At 66.1% G+C, this 24,423-nt stretch carries 23 protein-coding genes; 1 reads left to right on the top strand and 22 read right to left on the bottom strand.

The genetic code is table 11. The features are described from left to right. Positions 1 to 153: 153 nt before the first annotated feature. The 14 genes from DESTE_RS08710 to DESTE_RS08645 all read right to left on the bottom strand — a co-directional run bounded on the left by DESTE_RS08710 (position 154) and on the right by DESTE_RS08645 (position 14,084). Complete coding sequence (locus DESTE_RS08710; protein WP_035066931.1) at positions 154 to 1,581, bottom strand: NADH-quinone oxidoreductase subunit N; 1,428 nt, start codon at positions 1,579 to 1,581, stop codon at positions 154 to 156. After that, a complete protein-coding gene (locus DESTE_RS08705; protein WP_035066929.1) occupies positions 1,578 to 3,137 on the bottom strand; it encodes a complex I subunit 4 family protein in 1,560 nt (519 codons plus the stop codon). The genes DESTE_RS08710 and DESTE_RS08705 overlap by 4 nt, the downstream gene beginning before the upstream one ends. 172 nt (positions 3,138 to 3,309) lie before the next feature. After that, the gene (locus tag DESTE_RS08700; RefSeq protein ID WP_035066927.1) at positions 3,310 to 5,091 is read right to left on the bottom strand and encodes a Na(+)/H(+) antiporter subunit D; all 1,782 of its coding nucleotides are present in this window, start codon (positions 5,089 to 5,091) and stop codon (positions 3,310 to 3,312) included. Beyond that, positions 5,078 to 5,335 (bottom strand): hypothetical protein, encoded by a 258-nt coding sequence (locus DESTE_RS08695; RefSeq protein WP_035066925.1) that lies wholly within the window; start codon positions 5,333 to 5,335, stop codon positions 5,078 to 5,080. Before DESTE_RS08695 ends, DESTE_RS08700 begins: the two co-directional genes overlap by 14 nt. A gap of 10 nt (positions 5,336 to 5,345) precedes the next feature. Next, positions 5,346 to 6,845 carry a monovalent cation/H+ antiporter subunit D family protein gene (locus DESTE_RS08690; RefSeq protein ID WP_035066923.1) on the bottom strand — a complete coding sequence of 500 codons (1,500 nt, stop codon included), beginning with the start codon at positions 6,843 to 6,845 and terminating at the stop codon, positions 5,346 to 5,348. Further along, positions 6,845 to 7,159 carry an NADH-quinone oxidoreductase subunit NuoK gene (gene nuoK, locus DESTE_RS08685; protein WP_035066922.1) on the bottom strand — a complete coding sequence of 105 codons (315 nt, stop codon included), beginning with the start codon at positions 7,157 to 7,159 and terminating at the stop codon, positions 6,845 to 6,847. The genes DESTE_RS08690 and nuoK overlap by 1 nt, the downstream gene beginning before the upstream one ends. Beyond that, complete coding sequence (locus DESTE_RS08680) at positions 7,156 to 7,662, bottom strand: NADH-quinone oxidoreductase subunit J family protein (RefSeq protein ID WP_035066920.1); 507 nt, start codon at positions 7,660 to 7,662, stop codon at positions 7,156 to 7,158. Before DESTE_RS08680 ends, nuoK begins: the two co-directional genes overlap by 4 nt. 1 nt (position 7,663) lies before the next feature. Then, positions 7,664 to 8,305 (bottom strand): 4Fe-4S binding protein, encoded by a 642-nt coding sequence (locus DESTE_RS08675; RefSeq protein ID WP_035066917.1) that lies wholly within the window; start codon positions 8,303 to 8,305, stop codon positions 7,664 to 7,666. A 170-nt stretch (positions 8,306 to 8,475) separates the two neighbouring features. After that, the gene (nuoH, locus tag DESTE_RS08670; RefSeq protein ID WP_012612723.1) at positions 8,476 to 9,450 is read right to left on the bottom strand and encodes an NADH-quinone oxidoreductase subunit NuoH; all 975 of its coding nucleotides are present in this window, start codon (positions 9,448 to 9,450) and stop codon (positions 8,476 to 8,478) included. 6 nt (positions 9,451 to 9,456) lie between these two features. Next, complete coding sequence (locus DESTE_RS08665) at positions 9,457 to 10,677, bottom strand: NADH-quinone oxidoreductase subunit D (protein WP_084559413.1); 1,221 nt, start codon at positions 10,675 to 10,677, stop codon at positions 9,457 to 9,459. Next, complete coding sequence (locus tag DESTE_RS08660) at positions 10,670 to 11,275, bottom strand: NADH-quinone oxidoreductase subunit C (RefSeq protein ID WP_051384396.1); 606 nt, start codon at positions 11,273 to 11,275, stop codon at positions 10,670 to 10,672. Before DESTE_RS08660 ends, DESTE_RS08665 begins: the two co-directional genes overlap by 8 nt. Next, a complete protein-coding gene (locus DESTE_RS08655; RefSeq protein ID WP_035066915.1) occupies positions 11,272 to 11,835 on the bottom strand; it encodes an NADH-quinone oxidoreductase subunit B in 564 nt (187 codons plus the stop codon). The genes DESTE_RS08660 and DESTE_RS08655 overlap by 4 nt, the downstream gene beginning before the upstream one ends. Then, a complete protein-coding gene (locus tag DESTE_RS08650; RefSeq protein WP_035066913.1) occupies positions 11,811 to 12,191 on the bottom strand; it encodes an NADH-quinone oxidoreductase subunit A in 381 nt (126 codons plus the stop codon). The genes DESTE_RS08655 and DESTE_RS08650 overlap by 25 nt, the downstream gene beginning before the upstream one ends. Positions 12,192 to 13,175: 984 nt before the next feature. Continuing rightward, on the bottom strand, positions 13,176 to 14,084 hold the full coding sequence (locus tag DESTE_RS08645; protein WP_035066911.1) for a sialate O-acetylesterase: 909 nt from the start codon (positions 14,082 to 14,084) through the stop codon (positions 13,176 to 13,178). Between the two features lie 496 nt (positions 14,085 to 14,580). Between DESTE_RS08645 and DESTE_RS08640 the strand changes: the two genes are divergently transcribed. Next, positions 14,581 to 14,913, top strand: coding sequence for a hypothetical protein (locus DESTE_RS08640; RefSeq protein ID WP_035066909.1), 333 nt, complete (start codon positions 14,581 to 14,583; stop codon positions 14,911 to 14,913). Positions 14,914 to 15,044: 131 nt separating this feature from the next. Here DESTE_RS08640 and DESTE_RS08635 read toward each other — a convergent pair whose 3' ends face one another. The 8 genes from DESTE_RS08635 to DESTE_RS08600 form a co-directional block, all read right to left on the bottom strand. Next, entirely contained in the window at positions 15,045 to 15,419 is a 375-nt protein-coding gene (locus tag DESTE_RS08635; protein ID WP_035066907.1) for a hypothetical protein, read from the bottom strand. Positions 15,420 to 15,749: 330 nt separating this feature from the next. After that, entirely contained in the window at positions 15,750 to 17,930 is a 2,181-nt protein-coding gene (locus DESTE_RS08630) for a glutamine synthetase III family protein (RefSeq protein ID WP_035066905.1), read from the bottom strand. Positions 17,931 to 18,416: 486 nt separating this feature from the next. Continuing rightward, on the bottom strand, positions 18,417 to 19,070 hold the full coding sequence (locus DESTE_RS08625; protein ID WP_035066903.1) for a CBS and ACT domain-containing protein: 654 nt from the start codon (positions 19,068 to 19,070) through the stop codon (positions 18,417 to 18,419). A gap of 39 nt (positions 19,071 to 19,109) precedes the next feature. Then, positions 19,110 to 19,814: an ABC transporter ATP-binding protein gene (locus DESTE_RS08620; RefSeq protein WP_035066901.1), complete on the bottom strand. Its 705-nt coding sequence runs from the start codon at positions 19,812 to 19,814 to the stop codon at positions 19,110 to 19,112. After that, positions 19,807 to 20,529, bottom strand: coding sequence for an ABC transporter ATP-binding protein (locus DESTE_RS08615; protein WP_035066899.1), 723 nt, complete (start codon positions 20,527 to 20,529; stop codon positions 19,807 to 19,809). The genes DESTE_RS08620 and DESTE_RS08615 overlap by 8 nt, the downstream gene beginning before the upstream one ends. Continuing rightward, positions 20,526 to 21,467, bottom strand: a complete 942-nt coding sequence (locus DESTE_RS08610) for a branched-chain amino acid ABC transporter permease (protein ID WP_035066897.1) — start codon at positions 21,465 to 21,467, stop codon at positions 20,526 to 20,528. Before DESTE_RS08610 ends, DESTE_RS08615 begins: the two co-directional genes overlap by 4 nt. After that, the gene (locus tag DESTE_RS08605; protein WP_035066895.1) at positions 21,464 to 22,390 is read right to left on the bottom strand and encodes a branched-chain amino acid ABC transporter permease; all 927 of its coding nucleotides are present in this window, start codon (positions 22,388 to 22,390) and stop codon (positions 21,464 to 21,466) included. Before DESTE_RS08605 ends, DESTE_RS08610 begins: the two co-directional genes overlap by 4 nt. A 325-nt stretch (positions 22,391 to 22,715) precedes the next feature. Further along, entirely contained in the window at positions 22,716 to 23,900 is a 1,185-nt protein-coding gene (locus tag DESTE_RS08600; protein ID WP_035066893.1) for an ABC transporter substrate-binding protein, read from the bottom strand. Between the last annotated feature and the right edge of the window lie 523 nt (positions 23,901 to 24,423).

Below are 24,423 nucleotides of genomic sequence, written 5' to 3'. Positions count from 1 at the left end.
ACGGAGAGGCAGCACCCCGCGCGAATGCGCCATGCTAGGGGAAGGTTGCGGGGCCTGTCGAGGGCGCCGGTCTTTGAAAGTGTAAAAATCCCCCGGTTCCGTCGTGTGGAACCGGGGGGGGTGTCGGTGTCTTTCAGGGGCTTGTTTTCTACCTTATCCGAAAAGAGCCATCCCAGCCTGCACCGCCTTTTCGAACAGCGGCGAGGGCACGATGCCCAGCACCAGCGTGGCGGCGGCCAGCGCCACCGCGCCGCCCAGGCTGAACGCGCTCTGGTCGGGCGCGGGCAGCGAGGCATTTTCGTCAGGCTCGGTGTAGGCGTGGCGCACCAGCGACAGGTAGTAGTAGATGGCGATGGCGCTGTTCAGGGCCAGGGCGATGACCAGCCAGTTGTAGCCGTGGTTCCACGCCGCCGTGATCAGGAACAGCTTGCCCATGAAGCCAGCAGTGGGCGGCAGGCCCACCAGGGCGAATGCGCCCACCGCAAGGGCAAAGGCCAGCACCGGCGAGCGACGATGCAGCCCGTTGAGGTCGGACAGGACCAGGTTGCGCCCGTCCACGGCCACGCGGGCCACCACCCAGAAGCACAGCAGGTTCATGACCACGTACACCAGCGCGTAGAACGCGGCGGCGGCAAGGCCCTCCGCCGTGCCGGACACAAGGCCCACGGTCACGTAGCCCGCATGCGCCACGGACGAGAAGCCCAGCATGCGCTTCACGTCCTTTTGCGCCAGCGCGCACAGGTTGCCGAAGGTCATGGAGATGACCCCCAGCCAGGCGATGGCGGTGGTCACTTCCAGGCCGGGGTGCAGCACGGCGGCCAGACGCACCAGCACCACCACAGCGCCCAGCTTGGGCAGGGTGGCCACGTAGGCCGCCGTCTCGTTGCTGGAGCCCTGATACACGTCGGGGCACCAGAAGTGGAACGGGAACAGGGCCAGCTTGTAGAACATGCCGCACAGGAACAGCGACAGGCCCACAACCGCAGTGGGGCTTGCCGCCCACGACCAGTCGCGCGCGGCCAGCGCCGCGATGTACGTGGTCTGGTGCGCGGCCATGATGTACGACAGCCCGTACAGCGAGATGGCCGTGGCCGCCGCGCCGAACAGGATGTACTTGACGCCCGCTTCGGCCCCTTCGCGGGTGCGCCCGCGCAGGGGAATGAGCACGTACAGGCTGTACGACGACAGTTCCAGCGCAAGGTACAGGGTCACCAGTTCTGCGGACGATGCCAGCAGCATCAGGCCCCACGCCGATACCCCCAGGAACAGGAAGTAGTCGGCGCGCTTGCCTTCCTCCAGCGTGGGCTGGCGGGTGGCGTTGAGCACGGCGATGCAGAAGCCGCCTGCCACGCACAGCTTGAAGAACTGCGACAGGCCGTCCACCTTGTAGGCGTCCCACAGCAGCATGCCTTCGGCAGGAAGCGCCACCACCGACGCCGCCAGCACCGCCAGCGCGCCCAGCGGCAGCCAGCGGTGGGCCGCCACAGAGGCCGGCCCGGCGGACAGCGCCTGCACGAACAGCACGGCCACCAGCAGCAGCATGGCGCATTCGGGAACAAGCAGGGCAAGGTCGAGGTTCACTGGCGCACCTCCTTGGCGATGGCGGCGGATGCGAGGACGGCGGGCGGTTCATGCCGCACCGCGTCCGCATGATTGAGGGCCAGCGGCGCTTCCTTCACCGGGGCGCGGCCGCGCAGGTCGGCCAGCAGCCGGTCGATGGAAGGGTCGATCAGCCGCAGGAAGGGCGCGGGGGCAAGGCCTATCCACAGCACCAGCACGGCGGGCAGCAGCAGGTAGGTCCATTCGCGGCGGTTCAGGTCGTTCCACGTCTTGGCCGTGGACGGGCTGCCCCAGGCCATGCGCAGGCTGACCCGGAACATGTACGCCGCCGCCAGCAGCGCGCCGGGCACGATGAGCGCGCCCACGGTCAGGCTTTGCTGGAAGGCGGCCACGAACACCAGCACTTCGCCCACGAAGCCGTTGGTGCCGGGAAAGCCGAACGAGGCCAGGGCATACAGCCCCCAGAAAAACATGAACGCGGGCAGATACTTGCCAAGGCCCATGTTGTCCGCCACCTCGCGGCTGTGGCTGCGTTCGTACATGGCGCCGATCATCATGAACAGCGCGCCGGTGACGATGCCGTGGTTCAGCATCTGCAGCAGCGCGCCCTGCACGCCGCTTTTCTGGAACAGGAAGATGCCCAGCGTCACGAAGCCCATGTGGGCCACCGACGAATAGGCGACCAGCTTCTTGATGTCGGCCTGCCCCAGCGCCACCGCGCCCCCGTAGAGGATGGACACCACCGAGATGCCGATCATCAGCGGGGCAAAGTGCACGCTGGCCTCGGGCGTCAGCGGCAGGCAGAAGCGCAGGAACCCGTAGGTGCCCATCTTCAGCAGCACGGCGGCAAGGATCACGCTGCCTGCGGACGGCGCCTGCACGTGGGCGGCGGGCAGCCAGGTGTGGAACGGGAACATGGGCACCTTGATGGCAAAGGCCAGGGCCATGGCCAGAAAGGCCCAGTACTGGAAGCGGAACCCGAAGGTCTGCTGCATCAGGTCGGGGATGGAGAAGGTGCCCCCGGCAATGCGGAAGGCCACGATGGCCACCAGCAGCAGGGTGGACCCGGCAAGGGTGTACAGGAAGAACTTGATGGACGCGTAGCGCCGCTCGGCCCCGCCCCATACCGCAATGAGCAGGTACATGGGGATGAGCATGGCTTCCCAGAACACGTAGAACAGCACGAGGTCCATGGAGGTGAACACGCCGATGCAGGCGGATGTCATCAGCAGCAGGCAGACGTGGAACTCCTTCACCCGCTTGCCGATGTACGTCCACGAGCACAGCACGCACAGCGGCAGGGTGAACAGGGTCAGCCACACCATCAGGATGCTGATGCCGTCCACGGCCAGATGGTATTCAAGGCCCCAGCGGGCCACCCAGGTCATGCGTTCCACGAACTGGAACCCGGCGTCGGGGTTGAAGGCGATGAGCGGCCACGCGGCGCCAAGCCCGATGAGCGACGCCGCCAGCGACACGCGCCGCACGGTCTCGTCGTCGCGCAGGGGCAGCAGCAGCACCGCTGCCAGCAGCGGCAGGAAGATCAGGATGCTGAGGACCGGTATGTCAGGATACACAGGCAGCTCCGTTTTTTGTGGGTCCTGGGGGCTGTTTCCAAATTAGGTTTTTTGTTCGTTGGCAAGGAAAACGAGCCTGGCATGAGGGAGTATACTCTTGTTATATTCGACCGACATGGCAGGCGAAGTTTGACGCAGCCAACGGGCAAAAGGACAATTTGGGGACAGCCCCCTAGCCGAGGTACCAGACGAGTCCGAACACACACAACGCGAAGAAGGCGGCCAGTCCCAGGTAGTCCTGGAGGCTGCCGTTCTGCGTGCGCGCGCCCAGCCCGCCGATGCCCCGCACCGTGCGTGCGCTGCCGTCCACCACGCCGTCGATGGCCCGCCGGTCGAACCACACGGAGCCGAGGGCAATGCCCATCAGTCCGCGCAGGCCGCCCGCGCGGTAGGCCTCGGTCCAGCGGTCGTCCAGGAAGGCCAGCGGGCGGCATACGAAGCGCATGGCCCCGGTGCCCACCGCGCGGTAGGCGATGTCCACGTCCAGGTTCAGTCCTTCGTGCGGGGTGATCACCTTGCGCAGCAGGTAGAAGGCCAGGCCGGAGAAGCCCAGCAGCAGCAGCGACTGCAACACGTGCCACACGGACCACGGAACGTAGGGGTGTTCCACCTCGAAGGGCAGGTAGGCGTACAGGATGGACGGGGCCACGCCCTGCAGGATGCACAGCACGGCCAGCACGGACATGCCCGCGTACATGTTCCACGGGATGGGGGCCAGCACACGGTCGTTGTCCGTGGGCTTGCCGCCCCAGAAGGCGAAGTAGGGCAGCTTGATGCCCACCGAGATGAACGTGCCCACCGCCGCGATTTCCAGGCCCAGCGCCACCAGGGTCTGGTGTGCTTCCGCCGCGCCGGTGATGGTCATGGTCTTGGAGATGAACCCGTTGAACACCGGCATGCCCGAGATGGACAGGGCCGCCACCATGTACAGCACCATGACCCACGGCAGCCGCGCGGCCAGGCCGCCAAGCTTGTCCAACTTGGCCGTGCCCGCCGCGTACAGCAGGCAGCCGGTGCCCATGAACAGCAGGCCCTTGTACAGGATGTGCGCGTAGGCATGGGCCACCGCGCCGTTCAGGGTCATGGCCGTGCCCACGCCGATGCCCGCCACCATGTACCCCACCTGCGAGACGATGTGGTACGACAGGATGCGCCGGGCGTTGTTCTCGATGCACGCGTACAGCACGCCGTACACCGCCATCACCGTGCCCGCCGCTGCCAGGATCTCCCAGCCTGCAAAGCCGCGCGCCAGCACGTACACCGCCGTCTTGGTGGTGTAGGCGCACATGAACACGGAGCCGGTCACCGTCCCGCGCGGGTAGGCGTCGGGCAGCCAGGCGTGCAGCGGCACCACGGCGGCGTTGACGCAGAACCCGGCCAGGATCAGCCATTCGTACAGCGGCGCGTTGCCGGGGGCCATGGCCGTGAATTCCCACGTGCCCAGGGCCTTGTAGCGGATCAGCAGCCCCGCCAGCAGCAGAAGGCCCCCGGCGGTGTGGTAGAGAAAGTAGCGAAAGCCCGCCAGCACCGACTCGCGCGTGCGGTTCAGCAGCACGAGGAAGGTGGAGCCGATGGACATCAGTTCCCAGAACACGAACAGGGTCAGGTAGTCGCCCGCGAACACGCAGCCGAACCCACCCGACACGTACAGGGCGGCGGCGATGTGCTGCCCCCGGTCCTTGACGTGCATGGCGTACAGCATGCCCGCCACCGACATGACGGCGAACACCTGGGCGAAGACCAGCGACAGCTTGTCCACGCGGCCCAGCAGCAGGGTTTGCCCCAGCCAGTGCAGGGTCAGGTGGTCGCCGGGCGTCATGGTGAACACGGCGAACACGGCCAGCACGGCGGGTGCGGGCAGCAGCCAGTTCCACCATTTGCCCCGCAGGAAGGGCAGCACCGCCGCCAGGGCCAGAAACCCTATGGCGGGGTGGATGAAGCTAGACGTCTCCATAGTGGTCCTCCTTGCGCACGATGACGGGCTGCACCACGCGCTTCATGATCACCACCATCAGCACGCCCACCACAAGGCCGAACAGCGCCCAGAAGCCGGGGTAGGCATCAAGGCCGAAGTGCGGTTCGTGCGGGCCGACGAACAGGTTCAGCAGCACGAGGGCGGCCAACGCCCCGTACAGCGCCTTCAGCCATGCGCCGCGCAGTTCGCGCTGGCGTTCAAGGAATGCTCCGAGTCTGTTCATGAGCGCGCTCCTAGAAATGGCCGAACGCCTGGATGAAGTTCAGGAACACCTGCGGATACAGGCCCAGCAGCAACGATATGGCCCCGGTCAGGCACAGCGGTATGACCATGGTGGCGGGGGCTTCGTTGTACTGCTCGATATTGGCGTCCGGGGCGGGCGGCAGCATGAACGCCCGGTAGAAGATGGGCACGAAGTAGCCCGCGTTGAGCAGGGTGGACAGCAGCAGGGTCACCAGCAGACCGATCTGCCCGGCCTGGAGTGAACCGTTGACGATGTACCACTTGGAGACGAAGCCGCACACCGGCGGCATGCCGATCATGGAAAGGGACGCCAGGGCAAAGGCCCCGAAGGTCCACGGCATGCGGCGGCCAAGGCCGTTCATCTGGCTGATCTTCTTGATGTGCGTGGCCACGTAGATGGCCCCGGCGCCAAAGAACAGGGTGATCTTGGAGAAGGCGTGGTGGGGGATGTGCATCAGCCCGCCCTGCACGGCCGAAGGCGTCAGCAGGGCCACCCCGATGATCACGTAGGACAGCTGGCTGACCGTGGAATAGGCCAGCCGGGCCTTGATGTCGTCCTTGGTCAGGGCGATGAGCGAGGCCCCGATGATGGTGAAGGCCGCCAGCCACGCCGTGGGCAGGCCAAGGCCCAGGGTGTCCATGGCCTGCACCCCGAAGCCGGACAGGATGATCCGGCTTACGGAGAACACCCCCGCCTTGACCACGGCCACCGCGTGCAGCAGGGCCGAGACCGGGGTGGGGGCCACCATGGCCGAGGGCAGCCAGTTGTGGAACGGAGCCAGGGCCGCCTTGGCCAGACCCGCGATATACAGCACGTAGGTTACCCGCACCAGGTTGGGGTGCGCGGCGATGACGTCGGGCGGAAACATGCCGTTCAGCACGTCGCCAAGGCGCATGTCCAGCGTGCCGGTAAGCACGTAGGTCAGGATCATGGCGGGCAGCAGGAACAGCTTGGAGGTGCCCATGAGGTAGACGAGGTACTTGCGCGCCCCGGCGAACCCTTCTGCGTCCTGATGATGTGCGACCAGCGGGTAGGTGAAGACGGTGATCACTTCATAGAACAGGTACAGGGTGAACACGGTGGCGGAGAAGGCCACGCCCACCGCGCCGAAGATGGCCACCGCGAAACAGGTGTAGTAGCGCGTCTGGGCGTGTTCGTTCAGCCCGCGCATGTACCCGATGTTGTAACTGGTGGCGAAGCCCCACAGGAAGGTGGCGATCAGCGCGAAGATCATGCCCAGCCCGTCGGCGCACAGGGTCAGGCTGACGCCGGGCAGGATGGTGGTGACGGTGTAGGTGTAGATGACCCCGGAAAGCACCCCCGGCGCCAGTTGCAGCACCGAGACGAAGGTGAGCGCGGCGGCGATGAACGACACGGCCTCGCGCCGGTTGTCGTTGCCGCGCGCCAGCATGATGGCGAAGGGCGCGACCAGGGTGATCAGCAGCGGAACGAGCAGGCTTGCGGATTCTACGGTGTTGGGCACGGTCATCACTGCTGCTCCCTCAGGGTTGCCAGGGCGTCTGTGCGGGTGGTGCCGAAGCGGCGGAACACCACGACAATGGCGGCCAGGGCCACGGTGGCTTCAGCGGCGGCAAGGCCCATGACCAGCAGCGTGGCCAGTTGTCCGAGGGTGGCGTCCGCCCCGGTAAGCTGGGTTGCGGCCACGATGGACAGCCCCGCGCCGTTGAGCATCAGCTCCACGGCAATGAGCATGCCCACCAGCGTGCGCCGCTTGACCAGCCCCGCCAGGCCCGCGCCCAGCAGCACGAGGGAGGCCAGTTGGTAGAGCACGAGCGGTTTCACTTGTCCCTCCTTTCCCAGACGAGCAGCACGGCCCCGGCCATGGAGATGAGCAGGACCACCGAGATCAGTTCGAAGGGCAGCACGTAGTCCTCCATCAGCCTGCGGCCAAGTTCGGCCAGCGGCACTTCCGCCGGGATCAGCTTGGAGGCCGCGGGGTGCAGCAGCAGGATGGGGGCCAGCAGCGCGCCGGGCAGCATGGCCGCCAGTATGCCCTTGAAGGTGCGCGGGGCTGGGGCGGGGTCCGCCTCGTCACCGTCCGCGTCGGCCCGGGCCAGCATCAGCGCGAAGAAGATCAGCACGCAGATGGCGCCCACGTAGATGAGAATCTGCATGAAGGCCATGAACGGCGCGTTCAGCAAGAGGTACATGCCCGCCACGCCCAGCAGCGTGGCGACCAGCCCCACCAGGGCCCGCACAAGGCTGGCGCAGCCCACGGCCATGAAACAGCCGACCACGATGACCAGAAAGTAGAAGCCGAAGGCGAGGATTGCCGGTGTTTCCATGTCACGCCTCGCTTGCGGGGGTTGCGGCGGTTTCGGGCGCGGGGGCCGGGGCCGTTGCGGTCTCTGGCGTGGCCGGAGGCGCAGTTTCGGGCGCAGCCTTCGCGGTCTTCTTCGGTTCCGGCTTGCGGGCCGCGGCCTTGCGGGCCAGACGCGCCAACTGGTCGAACACGAAGTCCTCGCGCTTTGTCCCCACCATGTAGATGTCGTGCGAGAAGCCGATGGAATCCACCGGGCACGCCTCCACGCAGCTGCCGCACAGGCTGCACAGCGAGAAGTCGTAGGTCCAGGTGCCGGGCGCCTTGGGCGGTGCGGGCTTCTTGGGCTTTTCGCCGCGCGCTTCCGCCTCTGCCATGGCCTTCAGTTCTTCTGGCGTGGGCTTGGGCGTGGGGGCGCGGGTGACGGTTATGCAGTTGCTGGGGCAGGCGGACACGCAGAGCATGCAGGCGATGCACTTGGGCTTTGCCGGGTCCTTGTCCAGCCCGATGAGTTCTATGGGCCCCCGGAACGAGGCCGCCGCTTCCGGCGTTACCTCTGCCCGCGGGTAGTGCACGGTGACGCCGGGCTTGCAGAATTCCTTGCCGGTGATGCCAAGGCCCACCACAAGGCTCCACAGGTCGGCGAGGGTGCGGAAGATCGATGCCATTATATCCTCCTTAGAGAGCGGGGGCTCTGCCCCCCGGCCCCCCGCAAGGGGACCGTGTCCCCTTGACCCCTTCATGCGGGTGTCCACCCTTATGAAAAGTTTGGGGGGATGGGGGTCCGGGGGAAGGAGACCCTTTTCAAAGGGTCCCTTCCCCCGTCGCCTTACCGTCTCTACAGCTTCATGACGAACGCGGTCGCCAGCAGGTTCAGCACGCCGAGGGGCAGCAGCCACCGCCAGTTCAGGTTCAGCAGCTGGTCGAAGCGCACGCGCGGGTACGTCCAGCGGAACCACATCATGGACAGCAGCAGCCCGTACACCTTGGCCAGGAACCACCATGCCCCGTCCAGGAACGGGCCTTTCCAGCCGCCCAGGAACAGCACGGTGCACACGCTGCACGCCACGATCATGTTGGCGTACTCGGCCAGGAAGAACATGCCGAAGCCCATGCCCGAATATTCGGTATGGAAGCCTGCGGTCAGTTCCGATTCGGCCTCGGGCAGGTCGAAGGGGGCGCGGTTGGTCTCGCCCAGGGCGCTGACGAAGAAGATCAGGAACGCCAGCGGCTGCACGGCGATGTTCCACTGCCACGGCATGCCGCCCTGCCCGCCCACGATGGCGGTAAGGCTCAGCGTGCCTTCCTGGAAGGCGATGGCCAGCACGGCCAGCAGCAGGGGGATTTCATAGGCCACGGACTGGGCCACGGCGCGGGCCGCGCCGAGCAGGCCGTACTTGTTGTTGGAGCCCCACCCAGCAAGCAACAGGGCCAGCACGTTGAACCCGGCAAAGGCAAGGATGAGCAGCAGGCCGAGGTTCACGTCCCACCCGGTGAGCAGCGGGCTGAAGGGAATGGGCAGAAACAGCAGCAGCACGGGAAAGAAGGCCAGCACCGGGGCCATCCAGAACAGCAGCGGGTCTGCCCTGTCCGGGCGCACCAGTTGCTTGCCGATCAGCTTCAGGGCGTCGGCCACGGCCTGCAATATGCCCTGCGGCCCCACTTCGTAGGGGCCGGGGCGGCGCTGGATGAAGCCCGCCACCTTGCGTTCGGCGTAGACGAGCAGCAGCCCGTTCAGCCCCACGAAGACGGCCACGCCCACCAGCGCGAGCACCACGTGCAGCACGGAATCGAAGGAGATGGTTGCATTCATGGCGGCCTACCTGTCGATTTCGGGGATGACCATGTCGAGGCTGCCAAGGATGGCAACGGCGTCGGCCAGCAGGGTGCCCCGCGCGCATTCGGCGAACAGGGCCAGGTTGGAGAAGCCCGGCGCGCGCAGCTTGACGCGGTAGGGCGTCTTGCCGCCGTCGCTGGCGATCCACACGCCGATCTTGCCGCGCGCCCCTTCCACCGCAAAGTACGACTCCCCGGCGGGCAGCTTGAAGCTGGGCTTGGGGGCCTTGGGGTGCATGTGCTCGCCCTCGGGCAGGCTTTCGATGGCCTGCTCGATGATGCGCAGGCTCTGCTCGATCTCGGCCATGCGCACCATGTACCGGGCCATGGAACATTCCTCGTGGCGCACGGGAATCTCGTAGTCGAAGCGGTCGTACACGGAATACGGTTCCGCCCGGCGCACGTCGTAGGCAATGCCGCTGCCGCGCGCCACCGGGCCGCTGGCCCCGTAGCGGGTGACCATGTCCTGCGGGATGACGCCCACCTCTTCGATGCGGCGGCGCAGGATGATGTTTTCCGTCACCAGCGCAGTGTACATGGGCAGGCGCGAACGCAGGTGCGGGATGAACTGGCGCACCCCCTGCACGAAGGCGGGCCCGGCGTCGGTGTACACCCCGCCGAAGCGGAACGAACTGTACGTCAGGCGCGAGCCGGTCATGAGCTGCAGCAGGTCCAGCAGCATTTCGCGGTCGTCGAAGGCGTACATGATGGGGGTGAAGGCCCCCAGGTCCAGCAGGTACGCGCCCCACCACAGCAGGTGCGACGAGATGCGGTTCAGCTCGCAGGTGATCACCCGCAGGTACTCGGCCCGTTCGGGGATTTCTATCCCCGCCAGCTTTTCCACCGCGCCCACGTAGGCCCAGTTCCAGGCCAGGGCGTGCAGGTAGTCCACCCGGCCCATGTTGGGCATGAACTGGGCGGGGGTTTTCACCTCGGCCATCTTTTCGTGCATGCGGTGCAGGTAGCCCAGCACCGGTTCCGCCCGGACGATGTATTCGCCGTCCAGTTCCAGAAGCACGCGCAGCACGCCGTGGGTGGACGGGTGCTGCGGCCCCATGTTCAGGATGAGCGATTCCGGGCGGGCGCCCTGCTCGAAGCGGCAGGTGTAGCCGTCGCCCGCGATCTGGTCGTCGGCGCAGCCCACGTCCGCCGAGGTGGCGGGACAGGCGGCGCCGTGCGACCGAAGGGTCTCGGTGCTATGCATTGTCGGCGCCCTCCTCGGTTGCGGCGGCCTTTGCCCTGGCCGGTTTGGCGGGCTTGGCATCTTCCGCCGGTTCCAGCAGGCCGAAGCCTTCGGCCTTGCGCAGCACGGTGGCTTCACGGTTCGGCGTGGCCAGCAGGGCGGCCAGCGGCGCGCGGGCGGCGGCGTCCTTCAGCAGGGGGTGGCCCTGCATGCCTTCGGGCAGCAGCAGCGGCGCGGGGTTGGGGTTGCCGGTGAAGGCGATGCCGTAGAAGTCGGCGGTTTCCCGCTCGTGCCATTCCGCGCCCTGATGGATGTCGGCGATGGAGGGCAGCACCGGGGAGGCGTGGTCCACCAGCACCCGGATGGCCAGGCGGCCCGGGGCGGTCATGCGGTCGAAGTGGTACACCGCCGCCAGCCCTTCGCGCACGTCAAGGCCGCAGATGTCCTCCAGGTGCCAGCCTGCTTCCAGCAGCAGGCTGGCCGCGCGGGGCAGGGCGTCGGCGGACAGGAAGGCGGACCAGCGCAGGCCGGTGCGGGCCGGGTTTTCCTCGGCCAGGTAGGCGGGGTCCAGCGGGGCCAGCAGCACGTCGGGGGTGACGGAAGCGGTTTCGGGCGTCATGCGCCACCCCCCATGGAGCCGGAGATTTCGGCAGGCACCGGCCACCAGCGGCGGCCCGTGATCTTGTGCTGGATCTGGAACAGCCCTTCCAGCAGCGCCTCTGGCCGGGGCGGGCAGCCGGGCACGTACACGTCCACGGGCACCAGATTGTCCACGCCCTCGACGATGGCGTACTGCCCCTCGAAGTTGAACGGCCCGCCGGAGATGGCGCAGTTGCCCAGCGCCATGACGTAGCGCGGCGCGGGCATCTGTTCATAGAGGCGCACCAGCGCCGGGGCCATCTTGCGGGTGACGGTGCCCGCCACGATCATCAGGTCCGACTGGCGCGGCGAGGGGCGGAACACTTCGGCCCCGAAGCGCGAGATGTCGAACCGGGCCATGCCCACCGCCATCATTTCAATGGCGCAGCAGGCCAGGCCGAAGGTCATGGGCCACAGCGACATGGCCCGGCACACGTCCAGAATCTTCTGCACCGGCGCCACATTGACGATGGGTGCATCAACTCCGCCCGTGGCCGGCGCGATGAGCGGGGGCCTTACAGGGCAATCTTGCGCGGCCATGTGAACACCCCCTTGGCGCGGAAATAGACCAGGGCAAGCACGAGGAAGAACAGGAAGACGCAGATTTCGATGAAGGCGCCCCAGCCCACGGTGGCGTGGTAATGGGCGGCAGCGGGGAACAGGTACAGCACGTCCACGTCGAAGGCGATGAACAGCAGGGCGTAAACGTAGTAGTTGATGCCGAAGCGGGTCCAGGCGTTGCCGTGGGGGCGCATGCCGCATTCGTAGGACATGCCCAGGTCGCCGCCGCGCGCCCGTGGGGCCACGAGCATGGCGAGGATGAGCGGGCCGCCCGCGAACGCGAGCCCCGCGATGAGGAAGAGGATGATAGCAAGATGCAGGATGTCGAAAACCATCGGTCACCTCCGGAAACCAGTGAAACCGCAGCGCGGCTGCGGCATTGGATTGCCCGTTGCGTGCGCATGCCATGTCAGGAGCGCCTGACATGCGGTGCGCGCCGGCGGCGACCGTGTCCGCCGGGTTGGCGTTTGCCCGTCGATGGTGGGCGGAAACGCGGAGGAAGTGGAGTTGTGGTGGGTTACCTCATGGTGTTACGTTTGTCAAATTAGTGCTACTAATTGCGGCCCAATGTCACACGCCGTGTTGTATGTCCGCGTTCGTGGCCCTGTCGGAAGGGGCCGGCGGTGTCGGTCCGGCACCGGGCCAGCGTACGTCCGGCATCGGGCTGGGGGCAGTGCGGCGCCTTCCGCCGTCTGCATGCCCGATTCCGGCGTGGGTGAACGTGACCGGCATCACGAAGCGTGTCCCGTCCCCACCGCCACCCGCCATCCTGACGGGAGCCGACGCGAAAAGGCCCGCCCGGCGAGGGGCGCGGGAAGTTCGCGTACCGAACAGACTAATGGTCTATCATCCGTATATCACCCAATGTCAGTAACCGCTACCATGTTTGGAAATTCACGTGGAAATATTTGCGCTTCGCCGAGTGGCCTTGCGGCGCGGCGGGAAAAACCGGAGCAAACGGCGAAAACCGGGGGTCTGCGCGCGGTGGGGTGAAACTGTCTGGGCAGCCAACCGCATTGATTGAACGGCGAAAGAAGTTTTTCCGGAACATTCCGCCAATACTGATTTTTTTAATCCAGATGCGCGGGAAGGGTACGCGGGCCAAGGCGGAATGCCAGGCTGGCTGAAACGGCAGGGAGCAGGGGGGCGGAGAGGCGGGGGAAGGTCGCAGGGAAACCGGGGGGGGGGGGCGCAACGGAAGGCCGAGCCGTTGGGCACGTCAAGCCGAGCTCACCAGGTCCAAAGGTAAAGGGCGACCGGGCAGCTAGCGTGGCAGGGAAGGAGGCCGAAGGGAAGGCGCAGGCTGGCGCACCGCCGGGCTATTCGGCGGCGTGCTCCGCATCGAGCATGGCGTCCATCCACAGCCCGGCCACGATGTCGCCGCCTTCGTCGGTGAAGTGGCAACCATCGCGGCGAAAGGGCAGGCCCACTTCGTCGGTATCCGGCCCCAGGACAACGTTGGGCACCTGGCGGGCCAGTTCCTGCTGGGCCTGGCGCACCGATTCGGTGCCGTAGCGGCGGCACAGCGAGGTTTGCGAGACCAGCACCGGATTGTCGATGCCGAAGGTGCGCAACGTGCCTACCAGATCGAGGAAATCGTACTTGTACAGCAGGCGCGGCAGGGAATTGAGCGCATCCGATTCGCCGTGGAACCAGAACACGTAGTCCGGCCGGATGGGCAACTGCTGGATGGCCCGCAGACGTTCTTCCAGCTTGGGGCGCACCGGGCCGCCGGGCAGCCAGTAGGACAGCGGCGAGCCGCCTTCGGCAATGACCGAAAGCACCACGTACCGCCAGCGTCCGGTGGCCAGCGCCAGCCGCGCGAAGCGCGACCACACCGATCCCCGTTCGCCCGTGCCGCCCAGCATGGGGTCTTCGGCGGGGTACAGGGTGCCGTCGTATTCGATGAACACGTTTTCCAGGTCGTCGGCGGGCAGGGGGGTGTCCACCTCGTTGGCGGCGTTGGATTGCCCCATGACCAGCACGTACAGGGTGTTGCCGTCGGCCAGGCGTTGCAGGGGCACTGGTTCGCGGGCGGAGACGTCGGTGACCAGGTCGGAATCGTCGAACAGGCGGTAGTCGTACAGCCGGGCCTTGGCATAGCGGGCCAGGCCCACCAGGCCGTCGCGCAGCGGGGGGTGAGCCAGCAGCACTGCCGCCAGCAGGGCTGGCAGGACCAGCAGGACCAGCAGGACAGGGAGGCGGAGCAGGCGAGGGCGGCGCGACATGGGGACGGTCTTGGCGGGTATGCCGGGGTTGCGGGCGGTCTTTTTCGGGCTGGGGAGGGACGTTGCCGGGTTGCAAGGGAGCGTTGCCGGGCTGCGAAGGAGCTTTGTCGGACTGCGAAGGAGCTTTGCCGGGCTGCGCGCGGAGCTTTGCTGGATGCCTTCTAGAGCCACCACGGGCGGATGGCAAGGGGCAAATGGTAACGGTGTGTAACAAGCCCGGCGGGACGCCGGGAAGTGAGGGGACGGGGGAGGGGCGTGTCCGACCGCCTGATGGCAAGCGGGAAAGGGCGGACCCGGCCGGGGCGCCGCCGGAGGAAGCCGGACCCGAAGCCCGGTTTGCCATGCCTGCGGCAGGGGTGTACCGTGCCCGGCAATCCCCTCCCAGGACCGTGCCTGCCCCGAAAGGGGCACGGAACCCGCGCGGCCCGGAGCCACCCCCGCAATATGTCCGTCAACAGGGGGACGGCTTGCCCGCGAAGCTGTTCACGGTACCTTCATGTCCCATGTGCCTTGCGTCGGCTGCGGCTGGTGCTGCCTGTCCGACCAGTGCCAGGTCTCGCACCTGCTGCACGGCTATCTGCCGCGCTGCCCCGAACTGCTCTGGGATGCCGCGCTTGGCCGGTACCTGTGCCTGCTGATGGCGCCGCGCCACCCGGCATCCGGGGTGTCGTCCGAAGCGTCCCGTCCGGGAAGACCCTGCGCAGACACGCCCGATGCCAGCAGGCCCGCTGGGGACGCGCCGGGCCCGGACCTGACCGAGCTGCGTCAGGGCCTTGGCTGCTGCGCTCCGTTGTGCTCGTGGCGGCACGACGTGCGCGACAGGGGCTAGTGTCCGCGTTGCAGGGGCAGCCGCCGAAACCGTCCGTCAGAGGCATCTGCCCGGTCTGCAGAGCCGGGCGGTCTGCCAGGTCAGCCAGAGCTGGGCGGGCGTCGTGCCTGTGGCCGTGCCCGGCGTCTCGTCTACGCTTCCCAGACGTCCAGCCTGTCCTCGGGTATGGCGTGCTCGGACAGGAAGGCCCAGGCCACGTCCTCTTCGCCCTCGGGCACGATGAGCACCAGATGCCCCTTGATGGCTTCCGCATGGCGGGCGAAGACCAGCAGCCGGTCCGCCAGTTCCTGCGTGGCAAAGGCCTCGCGCGGGCAGATCTCGAAAATGCAGGCCACGCCCTTGGCGTTGGTGGCGGTCAGGTCGGGCATGTGCCCTTCCACCGGGGCGGGTTCCGGCATGTCCTCGTAGCCGCTTACCAGCAGGCCGGTGAAGCCGCTTTCTTCCAGCGCCTCGTAGGCTGCCTCGAACAGGTAGTCGTAGCCGTCGTCTTCTTCGTGGTTGGCCATGGAAACCTCGTACTGATCGCGTTCGTGGTGATGCGCGCGACGGTGAACCGGTAGTGACGGGGATTCCGCCGCGGCGCGCCTCATGCCTAGACGGGGCCGGGCTTTGCGTCAAGCTGGTATGGGCCGGTATGGGCTGGTATGCGCGGTGTGGCGCAGTGCCCCCGGTGCGCCGGGTACCGCAGGCGCTGCCGATGCGCGCCAGTGGGAGCGGACGGCCGCATCCATACCCGTGCGCGTGCGGACAGGGACGCAAAGGGGGGGGGCACGCAAAGGGCCGCCCCGAAGGGCGGCCCGTGTCATTGCATGTCTGCCGTCCGGCAGGGGCGGGCCCTACTTGATGAACAGCATTTCCTGGTAGCTGGGCAGGGCCCACAGGTCGTCGGCCACCACGGCTTCCAGCGCGTCGGCGTATTCGCGCACCTTCAGCATGGCGGGCAGGATCACGTCGCACATGTGCCTGGCTTCGGCGTGGGTGTTGCCAGCCTCGTGTTCCAGCTTCTTTTCCAGTTCGCCCACGGCGGCCTGCATGGAGCGCAGCTTGGCGGTCACGTCTTCAAGGGCAACCACCTTGTAGTCGTGGCCAGCGGCCTTCAGGTTGGCGCAGGTGGCGGCCAGTTCGCCCTGGTAGCGCATGGCGGCGGGGAAGATGATGGTGCGGGCCATGCGGATGACCAGGTTGGCTTCGGTAGCGATGGTCTTGCAGTACTGCTCGAAGTAGATCTCTTCGCGCGACTTCAGTTCCGCTTCGCTGAACACGCCGTAGGTGGTGAACAGCTTCACCACTTCGGGGCTGGTCAGCACGGGCAGGGCGTCGGGGGTGGTCTTCAGGTTGGGCAGGCCGCGCTTGGCCGCTTCCTTGTGCCATTCCTCGGAGTAGCCGTCGCCGTTGAAGATGACCTTGTCGTGGTCCTTCATGATCTTCTGCAGCAGCTTCTGCACGGCGTCGTTGAGCTTCGCGGGATCGCCCTTGGTGGCCTTTTCCAGTTCGGTGGCCACGTAGTCCAGCGATTCGGCCATCATGGCGTTCAGGGCAACCTGGGGACCGGCGATGGACATGGACGAGCCCACGGCGCGGAATTCGAAGCGGTTGCCGGTGAAGGCGAAGGGGCTGGTACGGTTGCGATCGCCCGGATCCATGGGCAGCGGCGGCAGCACGTCGACGCCGATGTTCATGACGCAGGCCTTCTTGCAGCCGTTGACCTTGCCGGTCTTCAGCTGTTCGAACACGTCGGCCAGCTGTTCGCCGAGGTACACGGACATGATGGCCGGCGGGGCTTCGTTGGCGCCCAGACGGTGGTCGTTGGACGCGGAAGCCACGGTGGCGCGCAGCAGGGCGCCGTACTTGTGGACGGCGCGGATGGCGGCGGCGCAGAACACCAGGAACTGGGCGTTTTCATGCGGGCTGTCGCCGGGATCGAACAGGCTGCCGAGGTCGGCGTTGCCGATGGAGTAGTTGAGGTGCTTGCCCGAACCGTTGATGCCCGCGAAGGGCTTTTCGTGCAGCAGGCAGACCATGCCGTAGCGCTTGGCCACGCTGCGCATCACGGTCATGATCAGCTGGTTGTGGTCGGTGGCCAGGTTGCTGGTTTCGAAGATGGGGGCGATTTCGTACTGGCTGGGGGCCACTTCGTTGTGGCGGGTCTTCACCGGCACGCCGAGCTTGAACAGCTCGCGCTCCACTTCCATCATGAAGGACAGCACGCGGCGGGGAATGACGCCGAAGTACTGGTCTTCGAATTCCTGGCCCTTGGCGGGCTTGGCGCCGAACAGGCTGCGACCGCAGATGTGCAGGTCGGGCCGGGCGAAGGCGAAGTTGCGGTCGATGAGGAAGTATTCCTGTTCAGGACCGGCGAACGAGCCCACGGGCAGCTTGCTTTCGGTGCCGAACAGCTTCAGCACGCGCTGGGCCTGCTTGTTCAGGGCCTGGTTGGCGCGCAGCAGCGGGGTCTTCTTGTCCAGGGCCTCGCCGGTCCACGAAACGAACGCAGTGGGGATGCACAGGAAGGTGCCATTGGGATTTTCAAGGATGTAGGCGGGGCTGGTCACGTCCCACGCGGTGTAGCCGCGCGCTTCGAAGGTGGCGCGCAAGCCGCCGGAGGGGAAGCTGGAGGCGTCGGGTTCGCCCTGGATCAGCAGCTTGCCGCTGAATTCGGCCAGCGCGCCGCCCTTGCCGTCGGGCACCAGGAAGGCGTCGTGCTTTTCAGCGGTCAGGCCGGTGAGCGGGTAGAAGACGTGGGTGAAGTGGGTGGCGCCCTTTTCGATGGCCCAGTCCTTCATGGCGTTGGCGACCACGTCGGCGATGGAGGGGTCGAGCTTTTCGCCAAGTTCCACGGTCTTCTTCAGCGACTTGTAGACGGCCTTGGGCAGGCGGTCCTTCATGACCTTGTCGTTGAAGACGTTGCAGCCGAACAGCTCGGTGGGCTTGGTTTCGGCGAAGTTCATGGGGGCCGCGCTCGGCTTGTAGTTGGTGATGGCCGAGATCGCGTTCAGACGGGCCTGGATTCCGCTCATGGACGTTCTCCTGAAAGGGGGTTGCGGTAATCGCGATGCTTACAAATTTGTCGCATGTGTCCGGCGCGACCTGCTCGCGCCAGTGTCCCTGTTCACGTCGTTCACGTGGTCGCCCCGCCGGGATGCGGCGGCGTGCCGGTTCCGCCGCGTGCCACGTGGCGGGTGTCGGCGCGTTGCGACGCCAAAATCAAAAGCAAGAAGCGGTCCACTAAAAAAAAGGCCGGTGTTCCGTGCGGTTGGCAATTCGTCCTGTGCACGGGGCCGGTAAAAAAGCCGCAAATTTTACAAATTCGTGCAAAACGTAGGGAGGTGCGCGCCCTCAATTTTTGCAAACTTGTAACAGCAGCGGCTTTTGGAGGCAAGCGGGAAAGGCGCAGGGGCGCACAGGGGCCTGCGGTCCACCCGTTCATATATGTGGATGTGGCAGGCAACGCAAAAGGGCCGGGATCGTCTCCCGGCCCTCGTGTTTTTCGTGGGGTGGGTTGCCTACAACGCGTGCACCAGTTGGAACGGGCTCTTTCCGATGTCATCCACCAGCCCGGCCCAGTCGCCTTCGCCCCGGGTGCGCAGCACCACGTAACGGGTGCCGGGTGCGGCCTTTTCGTTGGTGGACATGATGCTTTGCAGGCGGAAGCCGCGCGCCCGCACCAGGTCGCCCGCCTCCTTGATGGAGCCGGGCCGGTCGGGCAGCACCAGGGCCAGCCGGTGCCCGCCGCCGCGCACGCCGGTGATGTCCACCATGACCCGGAACAGGTCATTGTCGGAAATGATGCCCGTCACCCGCTGGCCGCCGGGGGCGGCCTCCGTCACCGGCAAGCAGCCGAAGTCACGGTCGTGCATGATCATGGCCGCGTCCTCGATGGGTGTGTCCGCCGGTATGGAGACCACGGGGCGGGTCATGGCCTGGCTGACCTTGGTCTTGGCCAGCAGGTAGTTGATTTCGTAGATGTCCAGTGACGTGCCCTTGGAGGGCAGGTAGGCCTTGATGTCGCGGTCGGACAGCATGCCCACCAGCAGTTCGTTTTCGACCACCGGCAGGTGCTTCACGTTGCGTTCGCGCATCAGGGCCGCCGCCGACGAAATGGAGTCGTCGGGCGTCACCGTGTAGACGTGGGTGGTCATCCAGTCCTTGACCAGCATGGGAACCTCCGTTGGGAAATGGCGGGGCGGCGCGGTGCGCTATACCCCGAGGTACGCGGCCTTCACGTGGGGGTCGCGCAGCAGGTCGGCCCCGGCCCCCTCCTGGGTGATGCGCCCGTTCTCCAGCACATAGGCCCTGTCGCACAGGGCCAGGGTCTGCCGCACGTTCTGCTCCACGATGAGCACGGTCATGCCCTCGTCGCGCACCGTGCGGATGACGCCAAAGATATCCTGAACCAGAATGGGTGCAAGGCCCAGTGATGGTTCGTCGAACATGATCAGCCGGGGCAGGGCCATCAGCCCCCGGCCAATGGCCAGCATTTGCTGCTCGCCGCCGGAAAGGGTGCCGGATGCCTGCCTGCGCCGCTCGGCCAGGCGCGGGAAGATGGAAAACACCCGCTCCTTGGTGCGGGCCCGCTCCTTGCGTGCCCGCCCCCGCAGGGAGCCCATGTCCAGGTTTTCCTCCACCGTCATTTCCGGAAACAGCCGCCGCGCCTCGGGCACGTGGGCCAGCCCCTTTTCGATGAGGGTGTACGGCTCCACGTCGTGGATGGCCTCTCCCGCCATCAGTATCTCGCCCTTGCCCGGCCGCAGCACGCCCGACACGGTGCGCATGATGGTGGACTTGCCTGCGCCGTTGGCGCCGATCATGGCCACGATTTCGCCCGTGCCCACCCGGAACGAGACGTCCCAGATCACCTGCACGTCGCCGTAGGCGACATCGATGTTGCGAACCTCAAGCACCGTGCTCCTCCCCCAGGTACGCTTCCACGACCTGCCTGTTGGCGCTGATTTCCGCGGGCGAGCCCTCGGCGATCTTCTGGCCGAAGTTCAGCACCACGATGCGGTCCGAAATGGCCATGATCACCTTCATGTGGTGTTCGATGATCATGACGGTGATGCCCTGTTGCCTGATGCCCCGGATGATGTCGATGGACACGTCCAGTTCCGCCGGGTTCAGCCCCGCGAACGATTCGTCCAGCAGCAGGAATTCCGGCTGGGTGGCCAGCGAGCGGGCTATTTCCAGACGCTTGCGCTTGCCCAGCGGCAGCCCCTTGGACAACTGGTCGCGGTCGTCCCACAGCCCGGTGAAGTGCAGCACCTCGTCGGCCACGTCCTGCGCGCCCTTGCGGGTGGGGTTGCGCAGGAAGGCGGATGCCAGCACGTTGTCGAACACGCTCATGCGCGACAGCGGCTTGACCACCTGAAAGGTGCGGGCAATGCCGAGTTGGCAGACCTTGTGCGGCTTCAGCCCGGATATGGGCTGCCCCTTGAACAGCACCTGCCCTTCCGAGGGGTTGTAGAAGCCGTTCACGCAGTTGAACAGGGTGGTCTTGCCCGCGCCGTTGGGACCGATGAGGGCCAGTATCTCGCCCTGGCGCACGTCGAAGTTCACGTCGTGCAGGGCGGCCAGCCCGCCGAAGAACATGGACAGCTTGCGGATTTCGAGCATGCTCATGCCGTGGCCCCCCCGCGCAGCAGCTTGCGCCGGAGCACCGGCCAGTCGCCTACCAGTCCGTTGGGCAGGTAGATGATGATCACGATGAGCAGCACCCCGAACATGGTCTGGTAGGCCACGCCGATGAGCGGCAGCGATCGGATGTATTCCGCCAGGATGACCATGATGCCCGCGCCCAGCGCCGGGCCCCATTCCGTTGCCACGCCGCCCACCATGACCACCATGATGATCAGGATGGATATTTCGCCCAGCGAGAACACCACCCCCGGGTCGATGTACCCCATGTAATTGGTGTAGAACGCCCCGGCCAGACCGGTGAGCATGGCGCTGACCGTCAGCGCGATGGTCTTGTAACGCGTGGTGTCGATGCCCATGGATTCGGCGGCGTCCTGGTCCTCGCGGATGGCCACGAAGTAGTACCCCCAGCGCGAACGCACGATGGCCCGGCACACCACGAAGGCCAGCACGGCCAGCCCCAGGATGATGTAGTAGTATTGCGTCTTTTCCACCCAGGTGCGGGTGATCATGATGCCAAGGGTGCCCTTGGTGAAATCGGTAAGGTTTTCACAGGTGATGCGCAGCACTTCGCCAATGGCCAGGGTTGCCAGCACGAAGTAGGGGCCGCGCAGCCGCAGCACCACCGACCCCATGGCCAGGGCCACCAGGGCCACCACGGGCAGGCTGGCCAGAAAGCCCCACCAGGGCGACAGGCCCAGATGCAGGTGGATGAGGCCCGCGCTGTACGCGCCCATGCCGAAGAACGCGGCGTGCCCGAACGATACCTGGCCGCAGTGGCCGCCCAGCAGGTTCCAGGCCATGCCCGCCAGGGTCCACATGATGGACAGGATGAGGATGTGCATGACGTAGCTGTTCAGGCCCAGCAGCGGCAGCCCGGCCAGCACCGCCAGCACGACCAGCGGAACGAGGTTGTTTTTCATTTCGACAGCTTCCTGGTCTTGAGGAGCGAGGCGACACCGCCCGGCAGGAACACCAGCGCGGCCACGAAGATGACGAAGCGCCCCACCGGGGCCCAGCCCATGCCCACGTAGGTGGCGGTCATGGATTCGAACACGCCCAGGATCAGCCCGCCCAGGATGGCGCCCAGCGTGGACCCCAGCCCGCCAAGGATGGTGATGACGAAGGCGATGAGCGTGAACTGCGACCCCAGCGCGGGGAACAGGTAGTAGATGGGGATGAACAGGCAGCCCGCGCAGGCCACCAGCGCGGAGCCCAGGCCGAAGGTGATGACCCGCATCAGCCCCACATTCACGCCCATGATCAGTGCGGCGTCCTTGTCCTGGGCCGTTGCGCGGATGGACTTGCCCGTGTCGGTATGGGCCAGGAAGAACCACAGCAGCACGGTGATGACCACAGAAAGCAGGAACGACACCGCCCACGGCAGCGACAGCGAGATTTCCACCGGCGTGTCCTTCCACAGGTCGGACAGGTAGAAGGCCGTGGAGGCGTAATCCACCGGGGTGGACCGGTAGTCGGAGGTGAACAGGATGGTGGCCATGTTCTGGAGCACCAGCCCGATGCCCACGGTAAGGATGACCTGGTTGTGCGGCAGGATGGATTCCACCCGCAGCACCGGATTTACCAGCGCCTTCTGGATCAGCATGCCGAAGGCGAACATGAGCGGCGGCGCGATGAGCAGCGACACGTACGGGTCGATGCCGAACAGGGTGAACAGCCAGAAGGCGATGTACATGGCCACCATCATCAACTGGCCATGGGTGAGGTTGATGATCTTCATGACGCCGAGGATCAGCGTCATGCCGATGCCGATGAGCGCGTACAGGCCGCCGAGCAGGATGCCGGCGACAAGGGTTTGCAAAAACACTTCGGCTTGCACCCACATGGGGCGTGACCTCCCTGTGTCGGCCAGCCTGCGTTGACTGGCCGGTGTTTGCTGGCGGCGGGTTGTCCGTGCGGCGGCGGACGGGCATGCGCGGCCCTGCGCAAGGGGGCCCGTCCTCTGCTTGTCGTGCGGGGGCGGGCATTGCGTGCGGGTGCGGTCCGGATTCGGTCCTCCGTCCAGCCGGTGCCGGGTCTGGTGAACCCGGCACCGGCTGGGGTGGAGGGACGGACGGGGATCAGTCCACTGTGGACGGCCCGTGGGCCGGGGTGTCGCGCGGCGGCGGGAGGCACTCCGCCGCCGTACGGTCACGGCGTGGTGGAAGGCGCTACTTGCGTTCGCGCCACCTGGGGATGGGGAACACCGGCTTGGCGCTGGCGTAGCGTTCGGGCCAGATGGTTTCGTGCTTTCCCTGAAGTACCTGCAAGGCAAGGGTGTCGATGAAGTTCTGGTTCTGGTAGCCGTCGTGGCTTTCGAACTTCACCGGGCCGAAGGCGGTCATCATGTCCACGCCCTTCATGGCGGCGTTGATGTCTTCGGTGGTCAGCCCCTTGGCGCGCTCCACGGCGTCCTTGACCACGTACACCGAGGAATAGGCCAGCGCGCCGTGGTACGAGGGGTAGTCGCCATGGGCGGCCTTGTACTTTTCGGCGAACTCGCGTGCGCCGGGGTAGCTTACCTGCGGGCTCCACAGGGTGGCGGTGACCACGAACTCGGCGGCGTCCTTGGCGTTGTCGATGAACTCGGGGATGGCGAACCCGGCGGCCCCGCCCGCGAACAGGCGTGCGTCGATGCGCAGTTCCTTGATCTGGCGCATCAAGAGGGCCGCGTCCATGACGTAGGAGACCATGTAGATGACGTCGGGGTTCTGCGCCTTGACCTGCGAGAGCACGGGCTTGAAGTCCACCGCGCCCTTTTCGTACTTTTCCTTCATCAGCACCTTGATGCCCGCCTTTTCGGCGGACTTGGCCATTTCTTCCGCGCCCGAGGTGCCGAAGTCGGACGATTCGTACAGGATGACCATGGTCCTGGGCTTGACCACCTTGTCCATGAACGAGAGCAGGCCGGAGGCGTAATAGGCGTTGGTGGGGTTGATGCGGTAGACGTACGTGTAATTCTGCTGGGTTATCTCGTCCGCGGCAGAGGCGACGACCACGTACGGGGTCTTGCGTTCCTCGGCCACGGCGGCCACGGCCTTGGCGCAGGCCGAGGTGTATTCGCCGAACAGCAGCGGCTGCTTCTGCACGTCGATGATCTTTTCGGCGATGGACCGGGCGATTTCGGGCTTGCCCTGCGAATCCTCGAAGCGCAGCACCAGCTTGCCGCCCTTCACGCCGCCCTTGGCGTTGATTTCCTCGGCGGCGATTTCCATGGATTTCTTGATGATCTCGCCGAACTTGGCCTGGCCGCCGGTAAGCGGCAGCGGCACGCTGAGGGCAAGGTCCGCCGCAAGGGCCGTGGCGGGCAGGACGAGGCACAGGGAAAGACACAGAGCCAGCAGGATGTTGCGCATGGTTCGACCTCCGGAAAAGTGAAGGAAACGTACGCCAACCGGTCATGGGGCCGGGTGGAGGGCATGCGCTCACGAGGCGGCGGCACGGCGGGAAGGGACGTCGGCAACCGTCCGTTGGGGCGGTCTGCCTGGGCGGGACGTCCGGTCAGGCCATGCCGCGAAGTGCGGCGGGCTCCTTCTCGCGAGCCGGAAAGTTGTAATGGCGTTCCAATACGCGCGTTTGGACGAGAATGTAAACACGGCAAACAGTGGTGCGGATATCTCTGGCTGGGGGTAATACTCCGTTTTGGCTGGACATCACTCGCAAGCAGAAAATTTTACAATGAATTCGATTGGTTGTTCAACCCATAAAAGATGCGCGCGCTCCACATTGCGGTGCGGAACGGGAGTGGCGGTGTGGGGGCAGGGAGATAAAGGCAGCGGGCGCGACGAATTTGTCGCAAAAAGGCAGGGCCGAGCGCGGGCGGGTTGTGCCGGTCGGTGCCACGCGCCGGGATGGAACGCATGGCGTGAGGAAGCGACG

Origin of the sequence: Nitratidesulfovibrio termitidis HI1, assembly GCF_000504305.1 — a bacterium.
Lineage (GTDB): Bacteria > Desulfobacterota > Desulfovibrionia > Desulfovibrionales > Desulfovibrionaceae > Cupidesulfovibrio > Cupidesulfovibrio termitidis.
The sequence above is the reverse complement of the archived record's forward strand: the minus strand, read 5'-3'. Positions and strand labels throughout refer to the sequence as shown.

Excerpts from the sequence above, each read along its gene's own strand:
- DESTE_RS08700 (WP_035066927.1), bottom strand. The coding sequence starts at position 5,091 with ATGGAGACGTCTAGCTTCATCCACCCCGCCATAGGGTTTCTGGCCCTG.
- DESTE_RS08695 (WP_035066925.1), bottom strand. The coding sequence starts at position 5,335 with ATGAACAGACTCGGAGCATTCCTTGAACGCCAGCGCGAACTGCGCGGC.
- DESTE_RS08690 (WP_035066923.1), bottom strand. The coding sequence starts at position 6,845 with ATGACCGTGCCCAACACCGTAGAATCCGCAAGCCTGCTCGTTCCGCTG.
- DESTE_RS08680 (WP_035066920.1), bottom strand. The coding sequence starts at position 7,662 with ATGGAAACACCGGCAATCCTCGCCTTCGGCTTCTACTTTCTGGTCATC.
- DESTE_RS08675 (WP_035066917.1), bottom strand. The coding sequence starts at position 8,305 with ATGGCATCGATCTTCCGCACCCTCGCCGACCTGTGGAGCCTTGTGGTG.
- nuoH (WP_012612723.1), bottom strand. The coding sequence starts at position 9,450 with ATGAATGCAACCATCTCCTTCGATTCCGTGCTGCACGTGGTGCTCGCG.
- DESTE_RS08665 (WP_084559413.1), bottom strand. The coding sequence starts at position 10,677 with ATGCATAGCACCGAGACCCTTCGGTCGCACGGCGCCGCCTGTCCCGCC.
- DESTE_RS08660 (WP_051384396.1), bottom strand. The coding sequence starts at position 11,275 with ATGACGCCCGAAACCGCTTCCGTCACCCCCGACGTGCTGCTGGCCCCG.
- DESTE_RS08655 (WP_035066915.1), bottom strand. The coding sequence starts at position 11,835 with ATGGCCGCGCAAGATTGCCCTGTAAGGCCCCCGCTCATCGCGCCGGCC.
- DESTE_RS08650 (WP_035066913.1), bottom strand. The coding sequence starts at position 12,191 with ATGGTTTTCGACATCCTGCATCTTGCTATCATCCTCTTCCTCATCGCG.
- DESTE_RS08645 (WP_035066911.1), bottom strand. The coding sequence starts at position 14,084 with ATGTCGCGCCGCCCTCGCCTGCTCCGCCTCCCTGTCCTGCTGGTCCTG.
- DESTE_RS08640 (WP_035066909.1), top strand. The coding sequence starts at position 14,581 with ATGTCCCATGTGCCTTGCGTCGGCTGCGGCTGGTGCTGCCTGTCCGAC.
- DESTE_RS08635 (WP_035066907.1), bottom strand. The coding sequence starts at position 15,419 with ATGGCCAACCACGAAGAAGACGACGGCTACGACTACCTGTTCGAGGCA.
- DESTE_RS08630 (WP_035066905.1), bottom strand. The coding sequence starts at position 17,930 with ATGAGCGGAATCCAGGCCCGTCTGAACGCGATCTCGGCCATCACCAAC.
- DESTE_RS08625 (WP_035066903.1), bottom strand. The coding sequence starts at position 19,070 with ATGCTGGTCAAGGACTGGATGACCACCCACGTCTACACGGTGACGCCC.
- DESTE_RS08615 (WP_035066899.1), bottom strand. The coding sequence starts at position 20,529 with ATGAGCATGCTCGAAATCCGCAAGCTGTCCATGTTCTTCGGCGGGCTG.
- DESTE_RS08610 (WP_035066897.1), bottom strand. The coding sequence starts at position 21,467 with ATGAAAAACAACCTCGTTCCGCTGGTCGTGCTGGCGGTGCTGGCCGGG.
- DESTE_RS08605 (WP_035066895.1), bottom strand. The coding sequence starts at position 22,390 with ATGTGGGTGCAAGCCGAAGTGTTTTTGCAAACCCTTGTCGCCGGCATC.
- DESTE_RS08600 (WP_035066893.1), bottom strand. The coding sequence starts at position 23,900 with ATGCGCAACATCCTGCTGGCTCTGTGTCTTTCCCTGTGCCTCGTCCTG.